General features: G+C 63.6%; 24 protein-coding genes. 15 read left to right on the top strand and 9 right to left on the bottom strand.

Translation table 11 applies throughout. From position 1 onward, the window contains the following. Nucleotides 1-8: 8 nt before the first annotated feature. Nucleotides 9-593, top strand: a complete 585-nt coding sequence (locus tag CR105_RS05080) for a hypothetical protein (protein ID WP_099787329.1) — start codon at nucleotides 9-11, stop codon at nucleotides 591-593. Between the two features lie 235 nt (nucleotides 594-828). Next, on the top strand, nucleotides 829-1092 hold the full coding sequence (locus tag CR105_RS05085; RefSeq protein WP_099787330.1) for a hypothetical protein: 264 nt from the start codon (nucleotides 829-831) through the stop codon (nucleotides 1090-1092). Here the strand turns inward: CR105_RS05085 and rsmA are convergent. From rsmA to CR105_RS05105, 4 genes are all read right to left on the bottom strand, one after another. Then, nucleotides 1076-1867, bottom strand: a complete 792-nt coding sequence (rsmA, locus tag CR105_RS05090) for a 16S rRNA (adenine(1518)-N(6)/adenine(1519)-N(6))-dimethyltransferase RsmA (RefSeq protein WP_099787331.1) — start codon at nucleotides 1865-1867, stop codon at nucleotides 1076-1078. The genes CR105_RS05085 and rsmA overlap by 17 nt on opposite strands. A gap of 23 nt (nucleotides 1868-1890) precedes the next feature. Next, nucleotides 1891-2958, bottom strand: a complete 1068-nt coding sequence (pdxA, locus tag CR105_RS05095; RefSeq protein WP_099787332.1) for a 4-hydroxythreonine-4-phosphate dehydrogenase PdxA — start codon at nucleotides 2956-2958, stop codon at nucleotides 1891-1893. Nucleotides 2959-2961: 3 nt separating this feature from the next. Next, entirely contained in the window at nucleotides 2962-4338 is a 1377-nt protein-coding gene (locus tag CR105_RS05100; protein ID WP_099787333.1) for a peptidylprolyl isomerase, read from the bottom strand. Nucleotides 4339-4418: 80 nt separating this feature from the next. Next, nucleotides 4419-6656: an LPS-assembly protein LptD gene (locus tag CR105_RS05105; protein WP_099787334.1), complete on the bottom strand. Its 2238-nt coding sequence runs from the start codon at nucleotides 6654-6656 to the stop codon at nucleotides 4419-4421. Between the two features lie 98 nt (nucleotides 6657-6754). Between CR105_RS05105 and CR105_RS05110 the strand changes: the two genes are divergently transcribed. The 4 genes from CR105_RS05110 to CR105_RS05125 are packed head-to-tail and all read left to right on the top strand — an operon-like array spanning nucleotide 6755 to nucleotide 11040. Continuing rightward, complete coding sequence (locus CR105_RS05110) at nucleotides 6755-7813, top strand: aminoglycoside phosphotransferase family protein (RefSeq protein ID WP_099787335.1); 1059 nt, start codon at nucleotides 6755-6757, stop codon at nucleotides 7811-7813. 13 nt (nucleotides 7814-7826) lie between these two features. Continuing rightward, nucleotides 7827-8546, top strand: a complete 720-nt coding sequence (gene murU, locus CR105_RS05115; protein ID WP_099787336.1) for an N-acetylmuramate alpha-1-phosphate uridylyltransferase MurU — start codon at nucleotides 7827-7829, stop codon at nucleotides 8544-8546. Beyond that, nucleotides 8543-9889, top strand: a complete 1347-nt coding sequence (gene pepP / locus CR105_RS05120) for a Xaa-Pro aminopeptidase (RefSeq protein WP_099787337.1) — start codon at nucleotides 8543-8545, stop codon at nucleotides 9887-9889. Before murU ends, pepP begins: the two co-directional genes overlap by 4 nt. Next, on the top strand, nucleotides 9886-11040 hold the full coding sequence (locus tag CR105_RS05125) for a UbiH/UbiF/VisC/COQ6 family ubiquinone biosynthesis hydroxylase (protein ID WP_099787338.1): 1155 nt from the start codon (nucleotides 9886-9888) through the stop codon (nucleotides 11038-11040). The genes pepP and CR105_RS05125 overlap by 4 nt, the downstream gene beginning before the upstream one ends. 64 nt (nucleotides 11041-11104) lie before the next feature. On the opposite strand, the gene CR105_RS05130 is transcribed toward CR105_RS05125, so the two are convergent. Both CR105_RS05130 and CR105_RS05135 read right to left on the bottom strand, forming a co-directional pair. Beyond that, nucleotides 11105-11701, bottom strand: a complete 597-nt coding sequence (locus CR105_RS05130) for a PEP-CTERM sorting domain-containing protein (protein ID WP_099787339.1) — start codon at nucleotides 11699-11701, stop codon at nucleotides 11105-11107. Between the two features lie 198 nt (nucleotides 11702-11899). After that, the gene (locus tag CR105_RS05135; RefSeq protein WP_099787340.1) at nucleotides 11900-12874 is read right to left on the bottom strand and encodes a M20/M25/M40 family metallo-hydrolase; all 975 of its coding nucleotides are present in this window, start codon (nucleotides 12872-12874) and stop codon (nucleotides 11900-11902) included. Between the two features lie 90 nt (nucleotides 12875-12964). On the opposite strand from CR105_RS05135, the gene CR105_RS05140 reads away from it, so the two are divergent. Continuing rightward, complete coding sequence (locus tag CR105_RS05140) at nucleotides 12965-13885, top strand: sensor domain-containing diguanylate cyclase (protein WP_180288094.1); 921 nt, start codon at nucleotides 12965-12967, stop codon at nucleotides 13883-13885. Here the strand turns inward: CR105_RS05140 and CR105_RS05145 are convergent, their stop codons facing one another. The 3 genes from CR105_RS05145 to CR105_RS05155 are packed head-to-tail and all read right to left on the bottom strand — an operon-like array spanning nucleotide 13886 to nucleotide 16798. Further along, entirely contained in the window at nucleotides 13886-15340 is a 1455-nt protein-coding gene (locus CR105_RS05145) for an NAD(P)(+) transhydrogenase (Re/Si-specific) subunit beta (protein ID WP_099787463.1), read from the bottom strand. Next, on the bottom strand, nucleotides 15340-15666 hold the full coding sequence (locus tag CR105_RS05150; protein ID WP_099787342.1) for an NAD(P) transhydrogenase subunit alpha part 2: 327 nt from the start codon (nucleotides 15664-15666) through the stop codon (nucleotides 15340-15342). The genes CR105_RS05145 and CR105_RS05150 overlap by 1 nt, the downstream gene beginning before the upstream one ends. A 19-nt stretch (nucleotides 15667-15685) precedes the next feature. Beyond that, entirely contained in the window at nucleotides 15686-16798 is a 1113-nt protein-coding gene (locus CR105_RS05155) for a Re/Si-specific NAD(P)(+) transhydrogenase subunit alpha (protein ID WP_099787343.1), read from the bottom strand. 447 nt (nucleotides 16799-17245) lie between these two features. Between CR105_RS05155 and CR105_RS28215 the strand changes: the two genes are divergently transcribed. From CR105_RS28215 to mnmA, 8 genes are all read left to right on the top strand, one after another. Then, complete coding sequence (locus CR105_RS28215) at nucleotides 17246-17962, top strand: DUF6531 domain-containing protein (RefSeq protein WP_180288095.1); 717 nt, start codon at nucleotides 17246-17248, stop codon at nucleotides 17960-17962. Then, nucleotides 17959-18420 carry a hypothetical protein gene (locus CR105_RS05160; protein ID WP_180288096.1) on the top strand — a complete coding sequence of 154 codons (462 nt, stop codon included), beginning with the start codon at nucleotides 17959-17961 and terminating at the stop codon, nucleotides 18418-18420. The genes CR105_RS28215 and CR105_RS05160 overlap by 4 nt, the downstream gene beginning before the upstream one ends. Before the next feature lie 6 nt (nucleotides 18421-18426). Further along, nucleotides 18427-19965: an RHS repeat domain-containing protein gene (locus CR105_RS05165; RefSeq protein ID WP_099787345.1), complete on the top strand. Its 1539-nt coding sequence runs from the start codon at nucleotides 18427-18429 to the stop codon at nucleotides 19963-19965. Nucleotides 19966-20033: 68 nt separating this feature from the next. Further along, entirely contained in the window at nucleotides 20034-21776 is a 1743-nt protein-coding gene (locus tag CR105_RS05170; RefSeq protein WP_099787346.1) for an RHS repeat-associated core domain-containing protein, read from the top strand. Next, nucleotides 21773-22117: an NTF2 fold immunity protein gene (locus CR105_RS05175; protein WP_099787347.1), complete on the top strand. Its 345-nt coding sequence runs from the start codon at nucleotides 21773-21775 to the stop codon at nucleotides 22115-22117. Before CR105_RS05170 ends, CR105_RS05175 begins: the two co-directional genes overlap by 4 nt. Before the next feature lie 428 nt (nucleotides 22118-22545). Beyond that, nucleotides 22546-23016 carry an NTF2 fold immunity protein gene (locus tag CR105_RS29455; protein ID WP_099787348.1) on the top strand — a complete coding sequence of 157 codons (471 nt, stop codon included), beginning with the start codon at nucleotides 22546-22548 and terminating at the stop codon, nucleotides 23014-23016. A 28-nt stretch (nucleotides 23017-23044) separates the two neighbouring features. Further along, the gene (locus CR105_RS05185) at nucleotides 23045-23548 is read left to right on the top strand and encodes an NUDIX hydrolase (RefSeq protein ID WP_099787349.1); all 504 of its coding nucleotides are present in this window, start codon (nucleotides 23045-23047) and stop codon (nucleotides 23546-23548) included. Next, nucleotides 23545-24648: a tRNA 2-thiouridine(34) synthase MnmA gene (mnmA, locus tag CR105_RS05190; protein ID WP_099787350.1), complete on the top strand. Its 1104-nt coding sequence runs from the start codon at nucleotides 23545-23547 to the stop codon at nucleotides 24646-24648. Before CR105_RS05185 ends, mnmA begins: the two co-directional genes overlap by 4 nt. Nucleotides 24649-24788 lie beyond the last annotated feature (140 nt).

Genomic DNA, 24788 nt, shown 5'->3' on the forward strand with positions numbered 1-24788 from the left:
GAGAACACATGACCAAATCTTTCCTGCGCCCGGCCATCGCGCTGGCGCTCGCGCTCAGCCTGGCCGCTTGCGGCGGCGGCAAAGCGACCTTCCCGATCACCGGCACCATCAGCGGCCTGGTCTACGACGACCTGGTGCTGAGCACCAACGGGATGGACCTGAAGGTTCCCGCCAAGGCGACCACCTTCACGTTCCCGAACACGCTCGACTATGGCGAAGTCTACGCCGTGGTCCAGACAAAGCCGCCGGCGCACCAGAACTGCGAGGTAGTGCGCGGCACCGAGACGGCCGGGCGGCTGGCAACGATCAGTATCGAGGTGTACTGCACCATTAACACGGCGATTGTCGGCGGTACCATTACCGGACTGAAGTCGGCCGGCTTGCAGCTGACCAATGGCAGCGACCCAGCCGTTTTGACGGCGCTCGCCGCCGACACCGCCTTCCTCATGCCGAACAAGGTGCCGTATGGCAGCACGTACGGCATCACGGTGCTGACCCAGCCTGCGACCGAAACGTGCAGCGTTGCAAATGGCACCGGCGTGACGGGCGACGTGGCGGTGACGAATATCGTCGTCACCTGCGTGCCGAAATAAGCAGATATTACCCGCAAGAATATCTGATATTCGAAAGATAAATTGGAGTTATATGCTGTAACGCAGCATAATTCACTTGTCTCCTCCAACTCCTTAAAAAGAATTGGATTTCAAGCCCGCTCAACAGCGGGCTTTTTTTTCGCCTGCGCCCGACTCGCACGCGCCACCCAGCGCCGCGCCGCCTCGCGGCCAATACTGGCATGATCGACATCTACCTAACTGCCGGGGACGCGCCGTGCCAACAGAACAACTGGGAGATTACGAGATCGATTACTCCGGTGTCCGGATGACGGACGTCGACGGCTGGGCCGCGTTCGTGACCGTCTACGGCCCGTCCGCCAACCCGATGCACCGCAACAGCATCGTGCCGGCGCAGCGGGTGGCGGTCGAGCGCGTGTTCGCCACCGAGGCAGAAGCCGAAGCCGAAGCGCGCAAGGCCGCGGTGGCGATGGTGAAAGAAAAAACGATTACGCCGCTGCCGATCACGCCGGCGGCGTGAGCGCCGGCTTCAACAGGTTGGCCAGCGCGACGTACTGGACCAGGCCGACCGTTTCCGGGCGCACCGTCGGATCGATGCCGGCCTCGACGATCTGCGCCTCGGTAAACATGCCGGCCAGGCAGTTGCGAATGACCTTGCGGCGCTGCGAGAATGCCTTCAGCACCACCGCCTCAAGGGTCGGGCCGTCGCACGCAAGGCGCTCGGCCACCGGCACCATCCGCACAATGGCCGACTCGACCTGCGGCGGTGGCTCGAACGCGGTCGGCGGCACGATGAACATCAGCTTCATGTCGTAGCGCCACTGCAGCATCACCGACAGCCGGCCATAGACCTTGCTGCCCGGCTCGGCCACCATCCGCTCGACCACTTCCTTTTGCAGCATGAAATGCTGGTCTTCGATCAGCGGGGCAAAGTCGGCCAGGTGGAACAGCAGCGGGCTGGAAATGTTGTACGGCAGGTTGCCGACCACGCGCAGCTTCTGCCCCGGCGGCACCGAGATCTGGCCGAAGTCAAACTTCAGGGCATCGCCGGAATGAATCGTCAGCTTGTCGCGCGGGAACGATTTTTCCAGGCGCGCGACCAGGTCGCGGTCAAGTTCGACGACATGCATGTGGTTCAGGTGCTTGAGCAGCAACGCCGTCATCGCGGCCAGGCCGGGCCCGATCTCGACCATCGTCTGGTCCGGCTGCGGACCGATCGCGTCGATGATGTCGGCAAGGACGAATTTGTCGGTCAAGAAATTCTGGCCGAAGCGTTTGCGGGCTACGTGTTTCATATTTTTTACTTTATGTGGAGATGTCAGGTGCGGTCAGATGCGCAGGCGCGGCGCTGGGCGGCAACCATCTGCAGCGCGCTGCGGATGGCCTGCTGCATGCTGGCGCCGTCGGCGTGCCCCAGTCCGCGCGCCGCCAGGTCGAGCGCGGTGCCGTGGTCGACCGAGGTGCGAATCAGCGGCAGCCCGAGCGTGATGTTGACGCCGCGCCCGAAGGTGGCGTGCTTGAGCACCGGCAGCCCCTGGTCGTGGTACATCGCCAGCACGCAGTCGGCGTCGCGCAGGTATTTCGGCTGGAACAGCGTGTCGGCCGGATACGGCCCGCGCGCGTCGATGCCGCGCGCGCGCGCCGCCTCTATGGCCGGCGCGATGGTGTCGATTTCTTCCCGGCCGAGGTAGCCGTTTTCGCCCGCATGCGGATTAACGCCGGCCACCAGGATGCGCGGCGCGGCGATGCCGAACTTGCCCTTCAGGTCGGCGTCGATGATGTCGAGCACGCGCGCCAGGCCATCGCGGGTGATGGCGTCCGGCACGGCGCGCAGCGGCAGATGGGTGGTGGCCAGCGCGACGCGCAGCGGGGCGTCGCCAGACTGCGCCGCAGCGGCCGTGTCGCCGGCCAGCATCATCACCACCAGTGGCGTGCCAGTCTTGTCGGCCAGGTATTCGGTGTGGCCGGAAAATGCCACGCCGGCGTCGTTGATGGTGCTTTTCTGCAGCGGCGCGGTGACCATCGCGGCGAACCAGCCGGCCGCGATGCCCTCGACCGCCAGGTCGAGCGTGGCGAGCACGGCGCGGCCGTTGGCGGGGTCGAGCGTGCCGGGAACAACGTGCGCGTCGAGCGGCACGTCGATGATGGCAATGCGGCCAGGGCCGAACTGCGGCAGGCCGCCGTTGCGCAGCGCCTGCACCGACAGGGCGGCCACCTGGATGTCAGGATCGAGTTCGCTGGCGGTCAGCGCCAGGAAGGCGGCGTCGCCCAGCAGCACGCAGTTGACCTCGTGCCGCATGGCCCAGGCCGCGCGCAGCGATATTTCCGGCCCGATACCGGCCGGCTCGCCGGTGGTGATGGCGATCGCCGGACGGGGGGCACTCATCGCTTACTTCTCGTCGCGGAACTCGACGTAGGCGCGGTCGCGCACCTGGCGCGCCCAGTCTTCGGACGCTTCCTGCATCTTGCGCTCGCGGATCACCTGGCGCGCCGCATTGCGCTTGCGCTCTTTCGAGGCGTCATCGGTCTTGCGCGCCAGCACCTGGATCAGGTGGAAACCGAACGGCGTTTCGACCACGTCGCTGACTTCGCCCGGCTTCAGCGTATTGATGACCGCTTCCATTTCCGGCAAGGTGTCGCCCGGATACAGCCAGCCGAGGTCGCCGCCCTTGGAGGCCGAACCGTCGTTCGAGAACAGGCGCGCCAGTTCCTCGAACTTGGCGGCGTTGTTGTCGAGCCGCTCCTTGAGCTCGGCCAGCTTGCGCTTGGCGTCGGCCGCGCTCATCGTCGGCGTGACCTTCAGCAGGATGTGGCGCACCTGCGTCTGCTGCTGCTCGGCGCTCTTGTCCTTGGTCGATTCGGCGACGCTGCGCTTGCCCACCAGCTTGAGCAGGTGAAAGCCGGTGTTGCTGCGGATGACAGGCGTGACCTGGCCCGGGGTCAACTTTCCGAGCGCCTCGGCAAACACCGGCGGCAGGCGGTTGGCGTCGCGCCAGCCCACTTCGCCGCCCTTGAGCGCGTCCGGCGCGTCCGAGTAGGTGGCGGCGATCTTGGCGAAATCGGCGCCGGTACGCAGCTGGCGCGCCACTTCGTCGGCGCGCGCCTTGCGTGCGGCGATCTGCTCGGGCGAGGCGTTTTGCGGAATGCTGACGAGAATCTGCGAGACGTTCACTTCGAACTGCTCGGCGGCGGCGGCCTGCTCGGCGGCCAGGTAGGTGTCGACTTCGGCGTCGGAAATCTGGATCTTGTTGTCGACTTCATGCTCGCGCAGGCGCTGCAGCATGATTTCGTTGCGGATCTCTTCGCGGAAGGCTGGGTACGTCATGCCTTCCTTTTCCATCTGGTTGCGCATTTCCTGCAGGCTCATCTTCTGGCCTTCGGCGATGCGGCCGATGGCGCGGTCGAGTTCCTGGTCGGATACCCGAACGCCCATTTCCTTGGCCAGCTGGTTCTGCGCGCGTTCGACGATCATCGCTTCGACCACCTGGCGCTGCAGATCGGCCGCGTCCGGCATCGGCGCGCCGCTTGCCTTCATGCGCGTGACGATGGCGCGTACCCGCGCGGCGATTTCATTGCGCGTGATGACGTCGTCGTTGACCACCACCGCGATCGAGTCGATCACATTGGCCGAGCTCGACGCCGGCGGCAGGAAGCCGCCCGTCTTGGCGGCGGGCGCGGCGGGCGCAGCCGGCGCGACCGGTCCCTGCGCGGCGGCCTGGCCGGCCAGCGCGCACAGCAGGACAGCTGCGAGTTTCAGTTGGTGCATACGGATATTACGCATAATCTGGGGGCACTCATATTCAGGTAAATGAAAAAAACGTTTCCAACTTGCCACTTGGTTGCCGATCAGCGGCCGAGCCGGGAATAGCCGGGAATGCTCTTGTAAAACGTGTCCAGCGGGTTGCTGCCAAGGCCAAGTTTGGACAGACCGTTCAGCTCGAGCTGGAACAACAGCGACGACGAGGTGGTCTGGGCGGCGGTGACGAAACGCTGCGCACCCATCCGCAACACCCAGCAGTCGGCCTGGTACTCGAGTCCGATGAGGCTCTCGAGCACCTTCTTGTCGCGCAACGAATAGCTGACCCGGCCGACGCCGAACCAGCGCAAGGATAGCGGCCACTGGCTCGACAGGTCGACGTTCTTGAAACTGTCGCGTTGATAACGGTATTCCGCATTCACCACTTTTTTCGCGCCGGCCAGCCACTGCACGCCGTAGTTCGAACTGAACACGCTGCGTGCACTGGCATTGTATTGTATCGCGCTGTCGAAGCTCCAGTTATCGGCGACGCGCCCGGAGGCGGCCAGCAGCACGTCCGAGCGGCTCACGTTGAGCTGGGTGCTCGGGTCGAGCCGCACGCGCTGCTGGCTGAAGTAGAAGCGCTGCCCCAGCGCCAGGCGCAGCCGTTCGGCGCCGTTGCTTTCGATGTAGCGCGACACCAGCGCCGCGGTGACCTGGTTGGCGTCGGAAATGCGGTCGGCGCCGATGAAACGGTTTTCGGTGAAGATCTGGGCGAAGTTAAAGCCTGCCTCGGCGGTGTCGAAATTGGGGAACTGGCTCTGGTCCTTGTAGGGCGTGCGCACATAGAACAGGCGCGGTTCGAGCGTCTGGGTGACGGCGCGGCCGAACAGCTTGCTTTCGCGCTCGAACACCAGCCCGCTGTCGAGCGAGAACGTGGGCAGCACGCGCGTCAGGCTGGCGCCGGGCATGGCGACCAGGTTGCTGCCGTCGCGGTCGAGCTGGTATTTGCTGGCATGCACCATCACCTTCGGGGTGATGAAGTAGCCCGGCCGGATGATCGGATACGACAGCTGCGGCACGGCCACCGCGCGGCTGCCGTGGATCAGGTCGGGATGCCAGAAGCGGGTCACCTCGGCGTCGAGCGCCCAGTCGAAGCCGGCAACGTCGTAGCGGCCGGCGTGGAAATTGATCTGCGGCAGGCGATCGTACGGGCGCGGCACCGCCAGGCTCGGGTTGGCCGCCGCGGCCGGATCCTGCAGCACCTGGTAGTTTTGCGCGCGCGCCGTCAGGCTCCAGTATTTGCTCTGGTAATCGGTGCGCAGTTCGCGCAACAGCTGGCGTTCGGCGCTGTTGGCCACCGACTTCGAAAAGTCGCTCGGGTATTCGTTGTCGGACGCCGCCCGCAGCACCCAGCCGTACGACCAGCCCGGCGCGATCGCCTGCGAGTGCAGCGAGTTGATCAGCCAGCGGTTGGTGTCGGTGACCTGGTCGTTAATCAGCAATTCGGCGTGCGTTTCGCCCGAATACGAGCCGGAGTCGGTGTGGCCGATGTAGCGGCCGGTAGCGCCCATCTGCAGGCCGCGCGTCAGGATCACGCGCGGAAACACGGTCAGGTCGCGGTTCGGCGCGAGGTTGAAGTAATACGGCATCATCACTTCGGTCGAGCCCTTCGAGCCGGGGCTGAAGGTCGGCGGCAGCCAGCCCGAGCGGCGCGCGCCGGACAGCGAAAACGACATCGCCGGGGTACCGATGATCGGCACGCCCTTGAAGTAGACCACCGTCTTGCCGGCGGTGCCGACGTCGCGCCCGCTGTCGAGGCGCAAGGTATCGGCCTTCAGGTACCAGTCTGGACTCGGACCTTCGCAGGTGCTGTAGGTGCCGTCGGTAATGACGGCGACGTCTTCGTTGACGAAGTCGATGCGGTTGGCCTTGCCCTGCGCGTTGTTGAGCTGCATGCGGTATTCGGGATGCAGCACCCAGCCCTGCCCGGAATCGAGATTGAGTTCGAGCTCATCGCCCTTGTAGCGGTTGCCAAAGCGCCACATGTTGATGTCGCCCTTGGCCTTGACGACGTCGTCGACCACCTTGTAGCAGGCCGACCTGGCCGTCATGCGCGTGGCGCCCTTGATCAGCTCGACATCGCGCTCGAGATTGATCTCGCGGTCGGGCCGTCCGGTGATTTCCTCGGCGCGCAGGATGACCGGCGCGTCGGGGTCGTCGACCTCGGCCCCTATCTGCGCACTCTGCGCATTCTGGGCATGCAGCGGCCCCGAGGTGACGGTGACGATCGCGGTCAGGGCATACGCCCAGCGCGGCGAAGAGGGAGGGGAGGAGAACCAACTCATGAAACGGGCGCAAACACCATTGAAGGGCGATTTTTTGGGGCTAATCCCTTATTATATGGGAATCTACACATTCTTCCGGATTCTCTACAGGTCGCTTCATGTCTCTATTGTCACACCCTCCCGCAACACCGACCTCGGCCGACGCGCGCCTGGCCCAACTTACCACCTGGCTGGGCACGCTCGGCCTGGTCGACGTCGCCAGCGGCCGCCCCGCCTCGTCCGACGCCAGCTTTCGCCGCTATTTCCGGCTCGACGTGCTGCCGGCGCTGCAGGACAAGCTCGGCCCGAGCCTGATCGCGATGGACGCCCCGCCCGAGCGCGAGAACGTGCCGGCCTTTATCCACGTCGCCGGCCTGCTGCAAGAGGCCGGCGTGAACGTGCCGGCAATCGTCGCGCGCGACGTGCCGAACGGCTTTTTGCTGCTGTCCGACCTCGGCACCACGACCTACCTGGCGCGGCTCGACGCCGACAACGCTGGCTTCATGTACTCGGACGCGGTCGATGCGCTGATCAAGTTCCAGCTCAGCAGCGTGCCCGGCGTGCTGGTCGAGTTCGACCGCGCGTTCGCGCTGCGAGAGATGAATTTGTTCCCCGAATGGTTCGTCGGCAAGCATCTCGGCGTGACGATGAGCGATACCCAGCAGGCCCAGCTCGACAAGGTGTTCGAGGCGATCACCGCCAACGTGCTGGCCCAGCAGCAGGTGTTCATGCACCGCGATTTCCACTCGCGCAACCTGATGTTCATGGACCAGAACAATCCCGGCGTGCTCGACTTCCAGGACGCCGTGTTCGGCCCGGTCACCTACGACCTCGCCTCGCTGCTGCGCGACGCCTACATCCAGTGGGATGAAGAGATCGTGCTCGACTGGGTGATCCGCTACTGGCAGGCGGCCAAGAAGGTCGGCCTGCCGGTCAACCCGGACATCGACGCGTTTTACCGCGACTTCGAATTCATGGCCCTGCAGCGCCACCTGAAGATCCTCGGCATCTTCTGCCGGCTGCACTACCGCGACGGCAAGAGCATCTACATGGGCGACCTGCCGACCGTGCTCGACTACGTGCGCAAGACCGCGAACCGCTACATCGAGCTCAAGCCGCTGGCGCGATTGCTCGACGCGTTCGAGGACAAGGCGCCGGTTGTCGGCTACACCTTCTGATGGCGGAGTCTTGATGAAAGCGATGATTTTTGCCGCCGGCCGCGGCGAGCGCATGCGCCCGCTGACCGATGTCTGCCCGAAGCCGCTGCTGAAAGTGCGCGGCCGCCCCCTGATCACCTGGCACGTGCTGAACCTGGTGCGCGCCGGCCTGACCGAGATCGTCATCAACACGGCCCACCTGGGCCACATGATCGAAGAGGAACTGGGCGACGGCAGCAAGTACGGCGCCAGCATCCGGTACTCGCACGAAAAGGTCGCGCTCGAAACGTTCGGCGGCATCGCCAACGCGCTGCACCTGCTCGGCGCCGAACCGTTCGTGGCCGTGTCGGGCGACATCTACTGCCCGTATTTCGACTTCGCCCAGGTCAAGGACGTCTTGCACGACAAGGATATCTGGGGCAACCCGCACGCCGCGGACAAGCGCGACGTCGCGTGGCTGTACCTGACGCCAAATCCCTTTCACAACCTCAAGGGCGACTTCGCGCTCGACATGTATACCTTGTCGAACACGGGCTCGCCGAAATGGAACTTCGCCGGCATCGGCGTCTACCGTCCCGAGATGTTCGCCGAGCTGACGCCCGGCCAGCACGCCAAGTTCAGCCCGCTGATGCGCAAGTACATCGACCTCGGCCTGGTGGGCGGCGAAATCTATACCGGCGAGTGGGTCAACGTCGGCACCGTCGCCCAGCTCGACGAGCTCAACGCGCCGCTGGCAAACAAGGCCGCTTCATGACGTCACTGGCGGCGTCGGCCCACGCCGAACGGCGCGCGCGGCTGTGCGCGCAGATGGCTCCTGGCGCGGTGGCGGTTCTGCCGACGGCGCCCGAAGCGATGCGCAACAGCGACACCGAATACCCGTACCGCCACGACAGCTACTTTTACTACCTGACCGGCTTCACCGAGCCCGACAGCGTGCTGGTGCTGGTCGCCGCCAACGGCGCCAGGCCGGCGCAGGCGATCCTGTTCTGCCGCCAGAAAAACCTCGAGCGCGAAATCTGGGACGGCTTTCGCCACGGCCCCGACGGCGCGCGCGCCGCCTTCGGCTTTGACGCGGCGTTTCCGATCGAAGACCTGGACGGCGAGATGGTGAAGCTGCTGGCCAACGCGCCGGCAGCCTACTACGCGCTCGGCCACAGCGCCGCGCTCGACCTGCAGATGAAGACGTGGCTGCAGGCGGTGCGGCGCCAGGCCCGCAGCGGCGTCACCGCGCCGGCCGTCGCGCACGACCTGCTGGCCATGCTCGACGAAATGCGCCTGTTCAAGGACGACGGCGAAGTGGCGCTGATGCAGCGCGCCGCCCGCATCTCCGGGCGCGCCCACGAACGCGCGATGCGCGCCTCGCGCCCCGGCATGTTCGAGTACGAGATCGAGGCCGAACTGCTGCACGAGTTCCGCAAGAGCGGCGCGCAGTACCCGGCTTACACGCCGATCGTCGCCGCCGGCGCGAATGCCTGCGTGCTGCACTACAACGCCAACAGCGCGCAAAGCCGCGACGGCGACCTGGTCCTGATCGACGCCGGCTGCGAGCTTGACAGCTACGCCGCCGACATCACCCGCACCTATCCGGTCAACGGCCGCTTCAGCGCGCCGCAAAAACTGCTGTACGAACTGGTACTGGCGGCGCACAGCGCGGCGCTGGCGGCGGTGCGGCCCGGGCGGCGCTACAGCGACATCCACGACAGCGCGGTGGGTGTGCTGGCGCAGGGGATGCTCGACGCCGGCCTGCTCGACAAGGCGGTGTACGGCAATGCCGAAAACGCCATCGCCGAGCGCGCCCACCTGCAGTTCTACATGCACGGCACCGGCCACTGGCTGGGCCTGGACGTGCACGACGTCGGCGCCTACCGCGACGTGCGCGCCGACGACAAACCGTCGCGCCGGCTCGAGCCGGGCATGGTGCTGACGGTTGAACCGGGCATCTACGTGCGCCCGGCTGCCGGCGTGCCCGAGCAGTTCTGGAATATCGGCATCCGCATCGAGGACGACGTCGTCGTCACGACCGACAGCCACGCGATCCTGTCGGACAATGCGCCAAGGCTGGCGGCGGAGATCGAAGAAGTGATGGGCCAGCGATGAGCGAGATCGCCGTCACCACCTCGTTCGACGTCGCCATCTGCGGCGCCGGGCCGGCCGGCATGGCATTGGCGGCGATGCTGGCGCGGCGCGGCATGGCACCGCGGCGCATCGCGCTCGTCGACGGCAAGTCGCTCGGCCAGGCGATCACCGATCCGCGTTCGATCGCGCTGTCGCACGGCAGCCGACTGCTGCTCGAGGAAGTCGGCGCCTGGCCGCTGCCGTCGACGCCGATCCACCAGATCCACGTATCGCGGCGCGGCCGTTTCGGGCGCAGCCTGATGGACCGCGACGACCACGACCTGCCGGCGCTTGGCTACGTCACCCGCTACGGCGAACTGGTGTCGGCGCTGGCAGCCGCGTGTGAACGCGCCGGCGTGGCCATCATCCGGCCGGCGCGCGTCGCCGGCATCGACGAGACCGACGTTGGCGTGACGCTGCAGCTTGACGACGGCCGCGTGCTGGCCGCCGCGGTCGCGGTGCAGGCCGAGGGCGGCGTGTTCGGCCAGCAGCAACAGCGCGCACGGCAACGCGATTACCGCCAAAGCGCGGTGATCGCGCGCGTGGCCGCCAGCGCGCCGATCGCGCACCGCGCCTATGAACGCTTCACCGACGAAGGTCCGCTGGCGCTGCTGCCGCAGGAAGGCGCCGACGGCCTGCAGTATGCGCTGGTGTGGTGCGTGCGGCAGGCGAGCGCCGCCGCCCTGCTGGAGCTGGGCGACGATGCGTTCCTGGCGCACCTTGGCGACGCCTTCGGCACCAGGCTGGGACGCTTCACCCGCACATCGAGCCGCACCGCCTATCCGCTTGGACTGAACGCCGAGCCGCGCGCCACTGCCCGCACGGTGGCGATCGGCAACGCCGCGCAAACGCTGCATCCGGTCGCGGGCCAGGGCCTCAATCTCGGGCTGCGCGACGCCGCCGTGCTGGCGCGCCTGCTCGGCCGCGGCGCCGCGCCGGAACAGCTGCTCGCGTTCGGCGCCGGCCGCCAGGCCGACCGCAAGGTCACCATCGGCCTGACCGATGCGATGGCGCGCGTGTTCGCCAACACCGGCCCGGCGCAGGCCCTGCTTGGGCTGTCGCTCGGCGCGCTCGATGCGGTGGCGCCGGCGCGCATGCTGCTGGCCGAGCTGATGATGTTCGGACGCCGCTGACCGCGTCAAGCGTCGCCATGAAAAACGCCCGCTCGCGGCGGGCGTCAAGGGTGCTGCAGGCAGCTTATTTCGCTGCTTGCTTGCGGCGGCTCAGACCCACGCCGAGCAGGCCCATGCCGAGCAACGCGAGCGAGGCTGGCTCGGGTACGGCTGCGGCGGTGTTCGGCAGCGAGATGCTGCCCATGTGCTGCGCGTTGGTGGCATCGAGCACTGCGCTGTAGAGCAGCGTGCCGGTTACGCCGTAGAAGCTGACGTTGTAACGATCGCGAAACCCGCAGCAGTCCGAGCGGCCAAACATCGTCACGCTGTCGAGTTCCATGACGCTGCTGAACGCGATATTGAGCCAATCGTTGGCGTTGCCACCGCTATGGAACATGTTTGGAAAGTCTTTGTTCAGGTACTGGCCGTCGATGGCCTTGCCAGGATTAGGGTTGTTCGCATAATAGACCGACGAGGCAGTCGCCACCGTACCGAGCGACGACAGGGCGACGTTGTTTCCCGTGAGGCTCTGGAAGGCCTGCAGCTCGACGACCTGAAGGTTGTAGTCGCCCGACGCCTGCGTCACGCGAATGTCCTTGACGCCGACCAGGCCAGCGTTGGCAGCACCGGCGAATGTGGCGCTGGCGAGGATGAGGGCAGAAATAACCGATTGCTTGAACATTTTGTTCTCCAGAGATAGATGTTTTATCTATAAGCAATAAATGGGCCAGGGAAATATTGTTGTTTATATTCAATAGGTTGCGCAATCTACAACTGGCGCCGGTAATCGCCATGTAAGATTTTCCGACGCCTCGCGCACGATATGGCATTCGACATTTGCCCTGAGGGTCGGCCGCCGAGTCCCCACCAGGTTCACGCCTTACTTCAGATTTGCATCCAGCGTTGCCGCCACATCAACCAGCAGATTCGCCACGCTCGTGAAGAAGGCCGGCTCGATGCGCGCGAAGGTGTCGCCCGGGCCGTGGTAATCGGCGTGGTCTTCGACGCCGAAATACAGGAATGGCACGCCGGCCTGGTGGAACGGACCGTGGTCGGAGCTGTGGGTCCAGTCGTCGGTGGTGCCCTTTTGCTGCGGCAGGTCGTGTCCGAGCTTGACGCCGACCGTGCTGCGCGCGGCGGCCTCGGCCACCAGCGGGATCAACGACGGATTGTAGCGGGTGCCGGCGACGAAAATCTCGTTGCGCTCGTTGCGGCTGACCATGTCGAGATTGAGATTGAGCGCCAGCTGCGCTTTCGGAAACGGCAGCGCGGCGAGGAAGGCGCGCGCGCCTTGCAGGCCCTGCTCCTCGCCGTCGAAGGCGGCGAACACGATGGTGTGGCGCGGCGGATGGGCCTTGAACCACTGGGCGATCGCCAGCATCGCCGCCACGCCGGATGCGTTGTCGTCGGCGCCCGGATGCAGCTTGCCGCCCTTGTCGCCGAGGTGGTCGTAGTGCGCCGAGACGACGATGAAGCGCTGCGGCAGGGCGCTGCCGGCGATGTAGCCGACATAGTTGACGGCCGACGGATACGCCGTCTTGTTGGCGGTGAACGCGAACGGCTGGGCGTGGGCGGCGCCGAACGGCTTCAGACCGAGCGCTTCGAAGCGGCGCTGCAGGAAGGCCTGCGCCTTCTGGCTGCCGGCCGTGCCGGTGCGGCGGCCGCCGAATTCGTCGGCGGCGAGCGTGCGCACGTCGTCGAGCAGGCGGGCGCCATCGACAACCGACGCTGCCGCCACGGTGGCCGCCTGCAGTGGCGTTGCCAGATCCGATTTCTCGGCCGTGCCGCCGGTAACGACGTAGCCGGCGACTGCGCCAAGCAGCACGCCAAGGACCAGCAGGCGGGGAAATTTCATCGGTATGTCCAGTAAGTGAAGATCGCAGAATGGTAAAACAATTGTGGCCGTGCCACAATGGCAACTACAGATTCACCAGCCCAAGCCACCATGACCACAGAATTACCCGCGGAGTTGTTCCAACGGCTGCTCGACGAGTCGTCCGACACGGCCATCATCATCGACCAGCAAGGAACGATTCGTTACCTGAACGCCGCCTCGCAAGCGTTGACGGGATTTCCGCCGGCCGAGGCAATCGGCAAGCCGATCGACGGCCTGCTGCCCGAAGGGCTGGCCGAAAGGCACAACGGTTACCTGCTCAATTACGTCAGCGGTGGGCTCGGGTCGAGCGTGCTCGGCCATGTACGCGACTTCGCCATCCGCCACCGCACCGGCGACATGATTCCGATCCAGTTGAAAGCGGTCGACCTCGGCGTTGTCGATGGCGTGCGCTATTTTGGCGCCTTCACGGTGGACATGCGCGAACGGCGCGCCGAAGAAGCGCGCAACGCCGCACTGCTGGCGCAGCTCGAACAGCAGGCCATGACCGACGCGCTGACGGCGCTGCCGAACCGCCGTGCGTTCGACGCCGAACTGGCGCGCATCGCCGCGCGCGCCCGCCGCAACCAGTCGCCCATCTCGGCCGGCATGGCCGACATCGACCACTTCAAGCAGGTCAACGACCGCTACGGCCATCCGGTCGGCGACCTGGTGTTGTGCGAAGTGGCCAAGGCGATCGAGCGTGCCGCGCGCGGCACCGATTTTGTCGCGCGCATGGGCGGCGAGGAATTCGGCATGCTGTTCCCCGACACCTCGACCGAGATGGCGCGCCTGGTGGCCGAACGGATGCGCAAGGCGGTGGCCGCGGCTAGCGTGACGACGCCGGACGGCGACATCATCCGCGTGACCATCAGCATCGGGTTGGCGGCGCTGGCGCCGGGCAGTGCGCCCGAGCCGGCACTGGCCAGCGCCGACGCGGCGCTGTACCAGGCCAAGGAACAAGGCCGCGACCGGGTGATCACGGCGGACTGACTACTCGACCGCCTTGACCATCGCCTCGATCACCTTCTTGGCGTCGCCGAACACCATCATCGTGTTCGGCTGGTAGAACAGGTCGTTGTCCAGGCCCGCATAGCCGGACGCCATCGAGCGCTTGTTGACGATGATGCTCTTGGCCTTGTAGGCCTCGAGGATCGGCATGCCGGCGATCGGCGACTTCGGATCCTTGGCAGCCGGGTTGACGACGTCGTTGGCGCCCAATACCAGCACCACGTCGGTCTGGCCGAATTCGCCGTTGATGTCCTCCATCTCGAACACCTGGTCGTACGGCACCTCGGCTTCGGCCAGCAGCACGTTCATGTGGCCCGGCATGCGCCCCGCCACCGGGTGGATCGCGTACTTGACGATGACGCCCTTGTGGGTCAGCTTCTCGACCAGTTCCTTGAGCGCGTGCTGCGCGCGCGCCACCGCCAGGCCGTAGCCCGGCACGATGATGACGGTCTCGGCGTTGCTCATGATGAAGGCGGCATCCTCGGCCGAACCGGCCTTGTGCGGACGCTGCTCCTGCGCGCCGGCGGCGGCTTCCGCCGGTGCGCCGCCGAAGCCGCCGAGGATCACGTTGAAAAACGAGCGGTTCATCGCCTTGCACATGATGTACGACAGGATCGCGCCTGACGAACCAACCAACGAGCCGGCGATGATGAGCATAGAGTTATTCAGCGAAAAACCGATGCCTGCCGCCGCCCAGCCCGAGTACGAGTTCAGCATCGACACCACTACCGGCATGTCGGCGCCGCCGATTGGAATGATGATCAAAACGCCCAGCACGAACGCCAGCACCGTCATGATGATGAACGGCGTCCACGCCGGTTCGGCGCCGTCGGCGAAGCAGAACACCAGTCCCAGCGCGATGATGGCGATCGCCACCGCCAGGTTGATCATGTGCTGGCCGGGGAAGCTGACCGGCGCGCCCTGGAACAGGCGGAACTTGTATTTGCCGGCCAGTTTGCCGAACGCGATCACCGAACCGGAGAACGTCACCGCGCCGACAAAGGTGCCGATGAACAGTTCGAGGCGGTTACCGAATGGCAGCGGCAGGCCGCGGTCGGTGATGCCGAACGCCCACGGCTCCGACACCGCGGCAATCGCGATGCACACAGCGGCCAGGCCGATCAGCGAGTGCATCGCCGCCACCAGTTCCGGCATCTTGGTCATCTCGACTTTTTTCGCCGCATAGGCGCCGATGGCGCCGCCGACGACCACGCCGAGCAGCACCAGCGGAAAGCCCATGCCGCCGGTCGGCGCCATCGACTTCAGCTTGAAGATCAGGGCGATGGTGGTGACGACCGCGATCGCCATGCCGATCATGCCGAACGCATTGCCGGTGCGCGCAGTCGACGGCGACGACAGGCCCTTGAGCGCCTGGATGAAGCACACCGAGGCGATCAGGTACATCATCGTGACGAGGTTCATGCTGACATAGGCCATCATGCCTGCTCTCCCGCCGCCGGCGCTGGCTTGGCCTTCGGTTCCTTTTTCCTGAACATTTCGAGCATGCGCTGGGTGACCAGGAAGCCGCCGAACACGTTGACGGCCGCCAGCGCCACCGCCAGCGTGCCGGCCACCTGGCCGACCATGCCTTCGGTCAGGCCCGCCGCCAGCATGGCGCCGACGATGATGATGGCCGAAATCGCATTGGTGACGGCCATCAGCGGCGTGTGCAGCGCGGGCGTGACGGTCCACACGACGTGGTAGCCGACGTAAATGGCCAGCACGAAGATGATCAGGTTGATGACGGTATGACTGATTTCCATTTTGTCTCCCTAGTTCGAATTATTTGCGCAGCACTTCGCCGGACATGCACACCAGCGACGCCTTCAGGATTTCGTCTTCGCGGTCGATCGCCAGCGCGTCGTCCTTGTCGATCATCAGCTTGAGGAAGTCGAGCACGTTGCGCGCGTACAGCGCCGAGGCGTCGGCCGCCACCAGGGTGGCCAAGTCCGGCTCGCCGACGATCCAGACGCCGTGCTTGAGCACTGTCTTGTTCATTTCCGACAGCGGGCAGTTGCCGCCTTGCGACACGGCCAGGTCGACGATCACCGAGCCGGGCTTCATGGCCTTGACGGTTTCCTCGGAAATGAGCACCGGCGCCGGGCGGCCCGGGATCAGCGCGGTGGTGATGATGATGTCGGCCAGCTTGGCCCGCTCGTGCACCAGTTCGGCCTGGCGGCGCATCCAGTCGGCCGGCATGGCGCGCGCGTAGCCGCCGGAACCCTTGGCGATTTCCTTTTCTTCGTCCGTCAGGTAAGGCACGTCGAGGAACTTGGCGCCGAGCGACTCGACCTGTTCCTTGACGGGCGGGCGCACGTCGGACGCCTCGATCACGGCGCCGAGCCGCTTGGCGGTGGCGATCGCCTGCAGGCCGGCCACGCCGACGCCCATGATCAGCACGCGCGCGGCCTTGACGGTGCCGGCCGCGGTCATCAGCATCGGCATGAAGCGCTGGTAGGTATTGGCCGCCACCATCACCGCCTTGTAGCCGGCGATGTTGGCCTGCGACGACAGCACGTCCATCGACTGCGCGCGGGTGATGCGCGGCACCGCTTCGAGCGCGAACGCGGTCAGGCCGGCGCCGGCCATCGCGGCGATGTTGTCGGCATCAAAAGGATTGAGCATGCCGATCAGCACGGCGCCCTGCTTCATCATGGAACGTTCGGTGGCATCCGGCGCGCGCACCTTGAGCACCATGTCGGCGCCGAAAGCGTCGGCGGCGCTGCCGATGGTGGCGCCGGCGGCGGCGTAGGCGTCGTCAAGGACGGCGGCATGCAAGCCGGCGCCTGACTGCACGATGACCTGGTGCTTCGCGGCCAGCTTCTTGACCGTCTCTGGCGTGGCAGCGACGCGGGTTTCCCCCGGCCGCGTTTCGGCCGGTATGCCTATTCTCATGGATGCCTCCTAATTGATAAACTGTCTAGAATCTTACACGGAAAAGCCGACCGCATCGCCACTGCGGCTTTGTATTCCGCCGAATAGTCCGGCTGGCCGATCCATTCGAGCAGGCATTTCTACTCGCGCACAATGTGCGCTTGAGGTATTAGTTGGTGTTATGCGGTTTTGCAGATGTTCTCCGGGCGATAAAATCTCACGATAGATTCCGCAGCACTTGCAGGCGTTGGACGAACTCCACTACCAAAAACGCCTGCCTGCGTGCTACTGCCTAAATCAGCGCCGCCCACAAGAATTTTCTTTCGCCAAGGCTAGGCCGTTCTTGCCCGCCCACACCAAATTTCCGATGCGATTTGAGACTGCAAAAAGACAACGTTAGTTATTTATTCACCAAGTACACTTCTTCCAGTTCGTGCATATCCCCTCGAATACCAACCGGAGCAGTCCATGGTGAATCGCCGTACTCCTGTCTTACGATTGCTAATCTCCCTGCTGGCGGTCGCGATGATCGTCGCAACCCAGGGCGTGCGCGCCGAGCCGATGCCTGAAGGCATGGTGGGCTGGTGGTATTACACAGGCGTGAATACCCCCGATCAATTCGCCGCGGACCCCATTACTGCGTGCAGGCTTTCAGCGCAGAACCATTTCAGCACACCTTTGCTTGAAATGCGCGCCATGCCGCGAACCAGCGCTCCCATCATGGAATGCAAATACAGCAGCCGCATTACAGGCGCCAAGTGGTATGCCCCGGTGAGTTTATTTTGCAAGCCGGGATATTCACCGCGCTGGCCGGGGGTGTGCGTCAAGCGTAGTGAAGCGCCCGCGCCGGCATCTTGTTCGAAAGGATCCCCCGGCTCCGTGGAGGCAAACCCCGTGCAACTGGCAAGCGGATCCAAGGTGCAGACTGAAACCGACCTGGTGGCAGGGCGCTCCGGATTTTTAAGGGTCGAGCGTACATACCGCAGCTTGGCGGCAGCGGGGGCGCGCAGTCGGCCGGATTCGGCTGGTCGTTCTCGTTCGATCGGGATTTTAATGTCAATCGGGGTTTCTTCAACAGCGAACTACCGCGCGTTTCGGGTAGTCTTGGCGACGGCAGTGCGTTCGGATTCTATCCGCGCACCGCCGGCGTGTATGAATCTCGCTATGACAAGCTGTCGACGTTGAAAGCGCTGAGCGCCGCATACGATGACTGGTTGCTGACCAATATCGACGGACAGGTCGAGCGCTACAAGAAAATCAAGGGCGCTTTTAAGTTAGTAAGTTCTCATAACGCAGCAGGAGGATCAGCTGCCTATACTTACGATGTAAACAACCAGCTCATCGTCATTGTAGATTCTGATGGCCGCAGCGTGAAAATCAACTGGAGTGGCGGCGTGGTCGCCTCGATCGAAGGATCTGAGGGCGAGGTGCGTTATGAATACCAACAGGCAGCGGTGACTGGCCAGGCCGACATCGCCGGGATGGCGCGCCTGGAGGCGGCTCACTTTCACGACCGGGATGGCGCGTTGGTGTCGTCGCGGCGCTACCATTACGAGGACGACTCGCAGCGGTATCTGCTGACCGGGATCAGCGACGAAAATAATGTGCGCTTTGCGACCTATGCGTACAACCAGGCCGGTTAGGCAGTGTTGTCCGAGCATGCCGGCGGCGTGGGGCGCCATACATTCGCCTATCCGAGCGACCTTACACGGCGCGTTACCGATCCGCTCGGCACGGAACGCGTCCTGGGACTGACCTACCCGAGCGATACCAGAGGGCGCATTGTCAGTGGAAGCCAGCCAGCAGGCGCAGGGTGCGAAGCCGGCGCCAATGCGTACGAGTACAGCAGCAGCGGCGATCTGGCGAGCCGCACCGACTTCAACGGCCAGAAAACCTGCTTCACCAATGATGTCGCGCGCGGACTGGAAACGCGCCGAATAACAGGCTTGCCAGCAAGCGCGAGCTGCCCCGTCGGCGCCACTGCTGTCGGCGGCAACGCGGTGCGCACGATCAGCACGCAATGGCATACGGATTGGCCGCTCAAGAGCATGGTGGCAGAACCAAGTCGGCTCACAAGTTACGGATACAACGGCGAGCGCGGGGCCGACGGCCAAGTTGCGCATTGCTCCGATGCGACCCTGCCGAACGGTAAGCCGGTGGCCGTGCTTTGCAGCCAAACAGTCCAGGCCAGCACGGACAGCAACGGTACGCTCGGCTTCTCTGCCGCGAAAACGGGCGCAGCGCGTGTGTGGCAATACACCTACAACAGCGCCGGCAAACTGCTGACCCGCACCGGACCCGCCGACGCGCTCGGCAACCGCGACGCGCTGCGGCTCACTTATTACGCCGACACCACGGGCGACCACACTACTGGCGACCTCGCCACGGCAACCAACGGCGCCGGCGAAGTCACGCAGCTTCGCGAATACAGCAAAGACGGCCTGGCGACCAACATCAAGCTGCCAAACGGGCAAATTATCAAGCTCGAATACGGCGCGCGCCAGCGGCTGGCGTCACGAACGGTCGAGGACGGCAGCGGCGCGGCCGAAACCGCGCGCTATCAATATGACGATGCCGGCCAGCTCACCCGCGTTATCGCCGCCGATGGCACGTCGATGGAGTACGTCTACGATGCGGCGCACCGCCTTACCGACCTGCGCGACGGCGCCGGCCACACCGTCCACTTCACGCTCGACAACATCGGCAACGTGGTCAAACAGGATGTGCGCGATGCGAGGGGCGAGTTGGTAGCTACTTCAAAGCGCACGTACGATGCGCTTAACCGGCTGCAGAAAGAGCAGCGCGACGATCAGGATCCAGGCGTGAGCTACGCCTACGACCGTGGCGGCAACCTGACCAAGGTGATCGATCCGCTCGGCCGCGCGACGACCCAGGTTTTCGATAGATACAATCGGGTGATGACGCAGATTCTCCCACCCCCAGCGCCAGGCGCCGCCGCACCAGTGATCGGTTTCGGCTACTCGCATCAGGACGATCTGCTTTCCGTGACCGATCCACGGAAACTGACGACACGCTACACCGTGGACGGACTCGGCCAGCAAACCAGCATCGTCACCCGGACACGGGAACAACGACCATCAAGTTTGATGGCGCCGGCAATCCCGACTTCAGCACCGCCGCCGCCGCCCGCAAGACAATTTATCGATTCGATGCAGCGCACCGTCTGACTCAACTTGGCAGCAGTACTTTCGAATACGGCAAAGACGGCAGCGGCGCGACCGGGCGGCTGACGAAAGTGACCGACGCATCCGGACAGACCAGCTACACCTACGACGGCTTCGGCCGTCTGTTGAGCAAAGCGCAGTCGGTAGGGGCCGGTGCTTCAGCGAAAATATTCGCTACTGCCTACACCTACGGCACTACCGGAAGCAGCGTCGGCAACGTAACGTCGATGACCTACCCCAGCGGGAACCGCATTGACTACACATATGGCGCAGACGGTCGCGTGCAGAGCCTGGTTTTGACAGCGCCGGGCGCGAGTCCGGTAAAAATTCTCGGCGACATCCGCTATCTCCCGTTCGGTACAGTGCGTGGTTGGACGTGGGGAAACAGCAGCACCGCTAGCCCGAACATTTACGAGCGCGAATACGATTTGGACGGCAGGGTCATCAGCTATCCGTTGGGCCATCCCGCCAGCGGTGGCACAGTGCGCTCGCTGAGCTACGACTCTGCAGGGCGAATCAGAGCGACCAAACACACCGGCGCTGCGGGTGCCGCACTGCTTGACCAGCGCTACGACTACGAGGGCCTCGATCGGCTGATCGCGTTCGACAGCGCCAACACCATGCAGCGTTTCCAGTACGATGCCAACGGCAACCGGACCCGGGCGACGTTCGGCGCGACTACTTACCTCAACACGATCAACGGCGCCAGCAACCGACTTACCAGTACTACCGGACCGGCGCCAGCAAAGCAGAACTCTTACGATGCAACGGGAAATCTGGTGAACGACGGGACGATTCTGTATAAATACGGGATTGACGGCCGGTTAAGTGGGGTCGTTCGCGGCGGGATCACGACGGGGTATCGGTACAACGGCGTGGGACAGCGGGTGGCGAAGACAGTAACTGCTGGTGTCGCAGTGCACTATGCGTACGAGGAATCCGGCCGACTGTTGGGCGAGTACGATGCCGCAGGGAAGACCACACAGGAGACTGTGTATCTGGGCGACTTGCCCGTTGCCGTGTTGAAGCCAAGTGATGCCAATGCCGGCACCACCAGGCTTGCAACGGTTGGGATTCACTACGCCTACGCCGATCACTTATCCGCACCTAGAGTGCTGACGCGTGCGGTCGACAACAAGATGGTTTGGCGCTGGGATAGTGCAGATCCATTCGGGCTCAATCAGCCTGACGAAAACCCGGCCCGCCTCAGCGCTTTCAACTACAACCCGCGATTTCCCGGACAAGTATTCGATAAGGAAGCGAACAATCACTATAACTACTTCAGGGATTATGATCCACAGACTGGGCGGTACGTGCAGTCTGATCCGATCGGGCTAGGAGGCGGTTTGAATACGTATGGGTATGTTGGTGGTAACCCGGTAAACTGGGCAGATCCATTCGGACTGGCGCCAGGTGATCGCTACAAAACTGCAGACGCTGCGGGGATTCAAGCGATCCGGGACATCAATCCCACGTCAATAGCGCGGAATCAAGAGTTCGCCGGACGTGTGTACAGGAGTAAAGATGGGTCCTTTAGCTACACGCCGCCGATTCCCGGCAAACGCGCTAGCGCCGATTTTGGTTCATGCCCACCGGGAACCGAGAACGCTGGCCAATACCATACTCATGGAGCTGACTCAAATGGCAGGAATCACGACTATGTGTTTTCAAATCCTGATATGGAGTGGTCCGAAAAAGAGAATGTTCCTTCTTACTTGGGCGTGCCAAATGGTGTAATCGGAAAATACACTCCCGTCAAAGGCGGCGCCCATCGTTCAGGTTCAGCTTTCCCTATCGGCTCAGGTGCAAAATGAAATTTTTTAAATATCTACTGATTGCGCTTCAGCTCTTCCTTGTGACCGCGACGTGGGTCAGTGCTCAAGAATCACTGAAGCAAAGCGATTCCACGCCAGGCTACGTTCCTAAGGAAGGGTTTATCCCGGACCGCAGGACCGCTATTGCCGTTGCTATTGCGGTCTTGATTCCCATCTACGGCGAAGAAGAAGTCCGCGAAAACCGTCCATTTGTCGCTACGTTAAAAGGTGGGAAGTGGACCGTAACCGGATCGCTCCCAAAAAACATGGTCGGTGGCGTGCCTGAGGTCCAACTCTCAAAGTCCAACGGGAAGATTTTGAAAATCAGCGCTGGCAAGTAGGCTCGCACTGCCGGGGAGCGATGTCCGGAATATCGAGAAAATTCTGGCGCGGGCCATTTGGAGGCGCACCTCTGGCGGCCCTTACGTCGCCCCATAAGTTCATGACGATTGTCTATATATGAAAACTACCTTTCGCAGAGCCGTCATCCTCGTCGGCGGAGTTCTTGGGATCGCCATTTTTGCAAGCATGTTGAGAACGTATGCTACCGATTAATGCTGGCCGCGATGAGCGTGTATTTGAAACCGCCCACCCATGGCGCGTACAAGGAAAACTACAGGAATGAGGCGTTATCCGGGAACGACCAAACTTTTAGTGATGGGGAAGGAGTGCCATCGTAGCTCGGTACTCCAACCGGCAACATCTGGAAGTACACCTCGAATGGGTCACCGTACGGTGGAAAAGCGAAAAAAATTGGACAGTGTGCGAAATGAAATCGATTAAATCTGCGGCATGCATCGTGATTACGGTGTGCTTCAGCATCGCAAATTCCTATGCCGATAGCAACTTGAAACAACAGTTTGTACAGAAGGATGGCGTAATCCCCAAGGACGGATACGTCCCAAAAGAGGGATTCGTCCCTGACGCTGCGACAGCCACCGCGGTCGGGCTGGCCGTGCTAACGCCGATTTATGGCCGTGACGTTATTGAGCCCCAGAAGCCACTCAAAGCTGTCTTGGTGGGAAACGTCTGGGTAGTGATGGGTACCCTCAAGAGCAATTCAGTCGGAGGCGTTGCCGAACTAAATATTTCGAGGAAAAATGGGGCAATACTGCGAGTAATTCATGGAAAATATGGCCCTAACTCGGTTGGATTGCTGTGCGCCCCACCGCCGCTCGCAGCCAACTGTCAAATTCCACTCTTAGCCGGACCGTGCGCGCACGCGGCGGCGCCAAGGTAGAATGTCGGCTCATTTCGAAAGAGTGCCCATGCCGAATACCTGGAAACCGTCCGTCACCGTCGCCGCCGTCATCGAACGCGATGGCCGCTTTCTGCTGATCGAAGAAGAGACCAGCGAAGGCGTGAAGCTGAACCAGCCGGCCGGCCACCTCGATCCGCACGAGTCGCTCGAACAGGCGGTGGTGCGCGAGGTGCTCGAAGAGACGGCGCACGACTTCACGCCGACGGCGCTGGTGGGCATGTACATGTCGCGCTACACCTCCAAGCGGCGCGGCACCGACGTGACGTACCTGCGCTTCACCTTTTGCGGCACGCCCGGCATGGAGCACGACGTGCCGCTCGATCACGGCATCATCCGCACGCTGTGGATGACGCGCGACGAAATCGCCGCCTGCGAAGAGCGCCACCGCAGCCCGATCGTGCTGCGCTGCGTCGACGACTACCTGGCCGGCCTGCGCGCCCCTTTGGCCCTGCTGCACACCCACGCCTCGATCTTCGAGGGCGGGCTTACATTAAAGACGGACGTGACATGAGCAAGAAAAAAGTCGTGATCGGGATGTCGGGCGGTGTCGACTCCTCGGTGGCGGCGTGGATGCTGAAGGAACAAGGCTACGAAGTGATCGGCCTGTTCATGAAGAACTGGGAAGACGACGACGATTCCGAATTCTGCTCCTCGCGCCAGGACTGGATCGACGCGGCCAGCGTGGCCGACGTTGTCGGAGTCGACATCGAGGCAGTCAATTTCGCCGCCGAGTACAAGGACCGCGTGTTCGCCGAATTCCTGCGCGAGTACCAGGCCGGCCGCACGCCGAACCCGGACGTGCTGTGCAACGCCGAGATCAAGTTCAAGGCTTTTCTCGACCATGCGATGCACCTCGGCGCCGACCTGATCGCCACCGGCCACTACGCGCGCGTGCGCGAAAACGCCGGCAAGTTCGAGCTGCTAAAGGCGGTCGACGCCACCAAGGACCAGAGCTACTTCCTGCACCGGCTGAACCAGGCGCAGTTATCCAAGACCTTGTTCCCGCTTGGCGAAATCCCGAAGACCGAAGTGCGCAAGCTGGCCGAAAAACTGGCTCTGCCGAACGCGGCGAAGAAGGATTCGACCGGCATCTGCTTCATCGGCGAGCGGCCGTTCCGCGATTTCCTGAACCGCTACCTGTCGTACAAGCCGGGGCCGATGAAGCTCGATGACGGCACCACCGTCGGCGAGCATGTCGGGCTGTCGTTCTACACGCTCGGCCAGAGGAAGGGCATCGGCATCGGCGGCCTGAAGACGCACCGCAACGCCGACGGCACCAGCGAGCCTTGGTTCGTCGCGCGCAAGGACATCGAGAACAACACCTTGTACATCGTGCAGGGACACGACCATCCGTGGCTGCTGTCGTCATCGCTGGTGGCGGCGCAGGCGAGCTGGGTGGCCGGCGTGGCGCCCGAGGCGCGCCTGATGGCGGCCAAGACGCGCTACCGCCAGGCCGACGTGGCCTGCGGCATCGTGCCAAGCGGCGACGACCGCTTCGAGCTGCGCTTCGACGATCCGCAATGGGCGGCCACGCCCGGCCAGTCGGCGGTGCTGTACGACGGCGACGTGTGCCTCGGCGGCGGCATCATCGACAGCGTCACCGCGGTGTAGCGCCATGCTGCCGGGTTTGACTGTCGGTTTACTTTACATCCTGGGCGCCTTATTGCCGCTAGGAATGTAAGTTCTTGACATTAATATCAATTTCCTGTTGGCACGATTACTGCTCTACTGTCTGAGCAGTCTACAACTCA

The organism is Massilia eurypsychrophila, from assembly GCF_002760655.1.
GTDB lineage: Bacteria > Pseudomonadota > Gammaproteobacteria > Burkholderiales > Burkholderiaceae_D > JAFCUW01.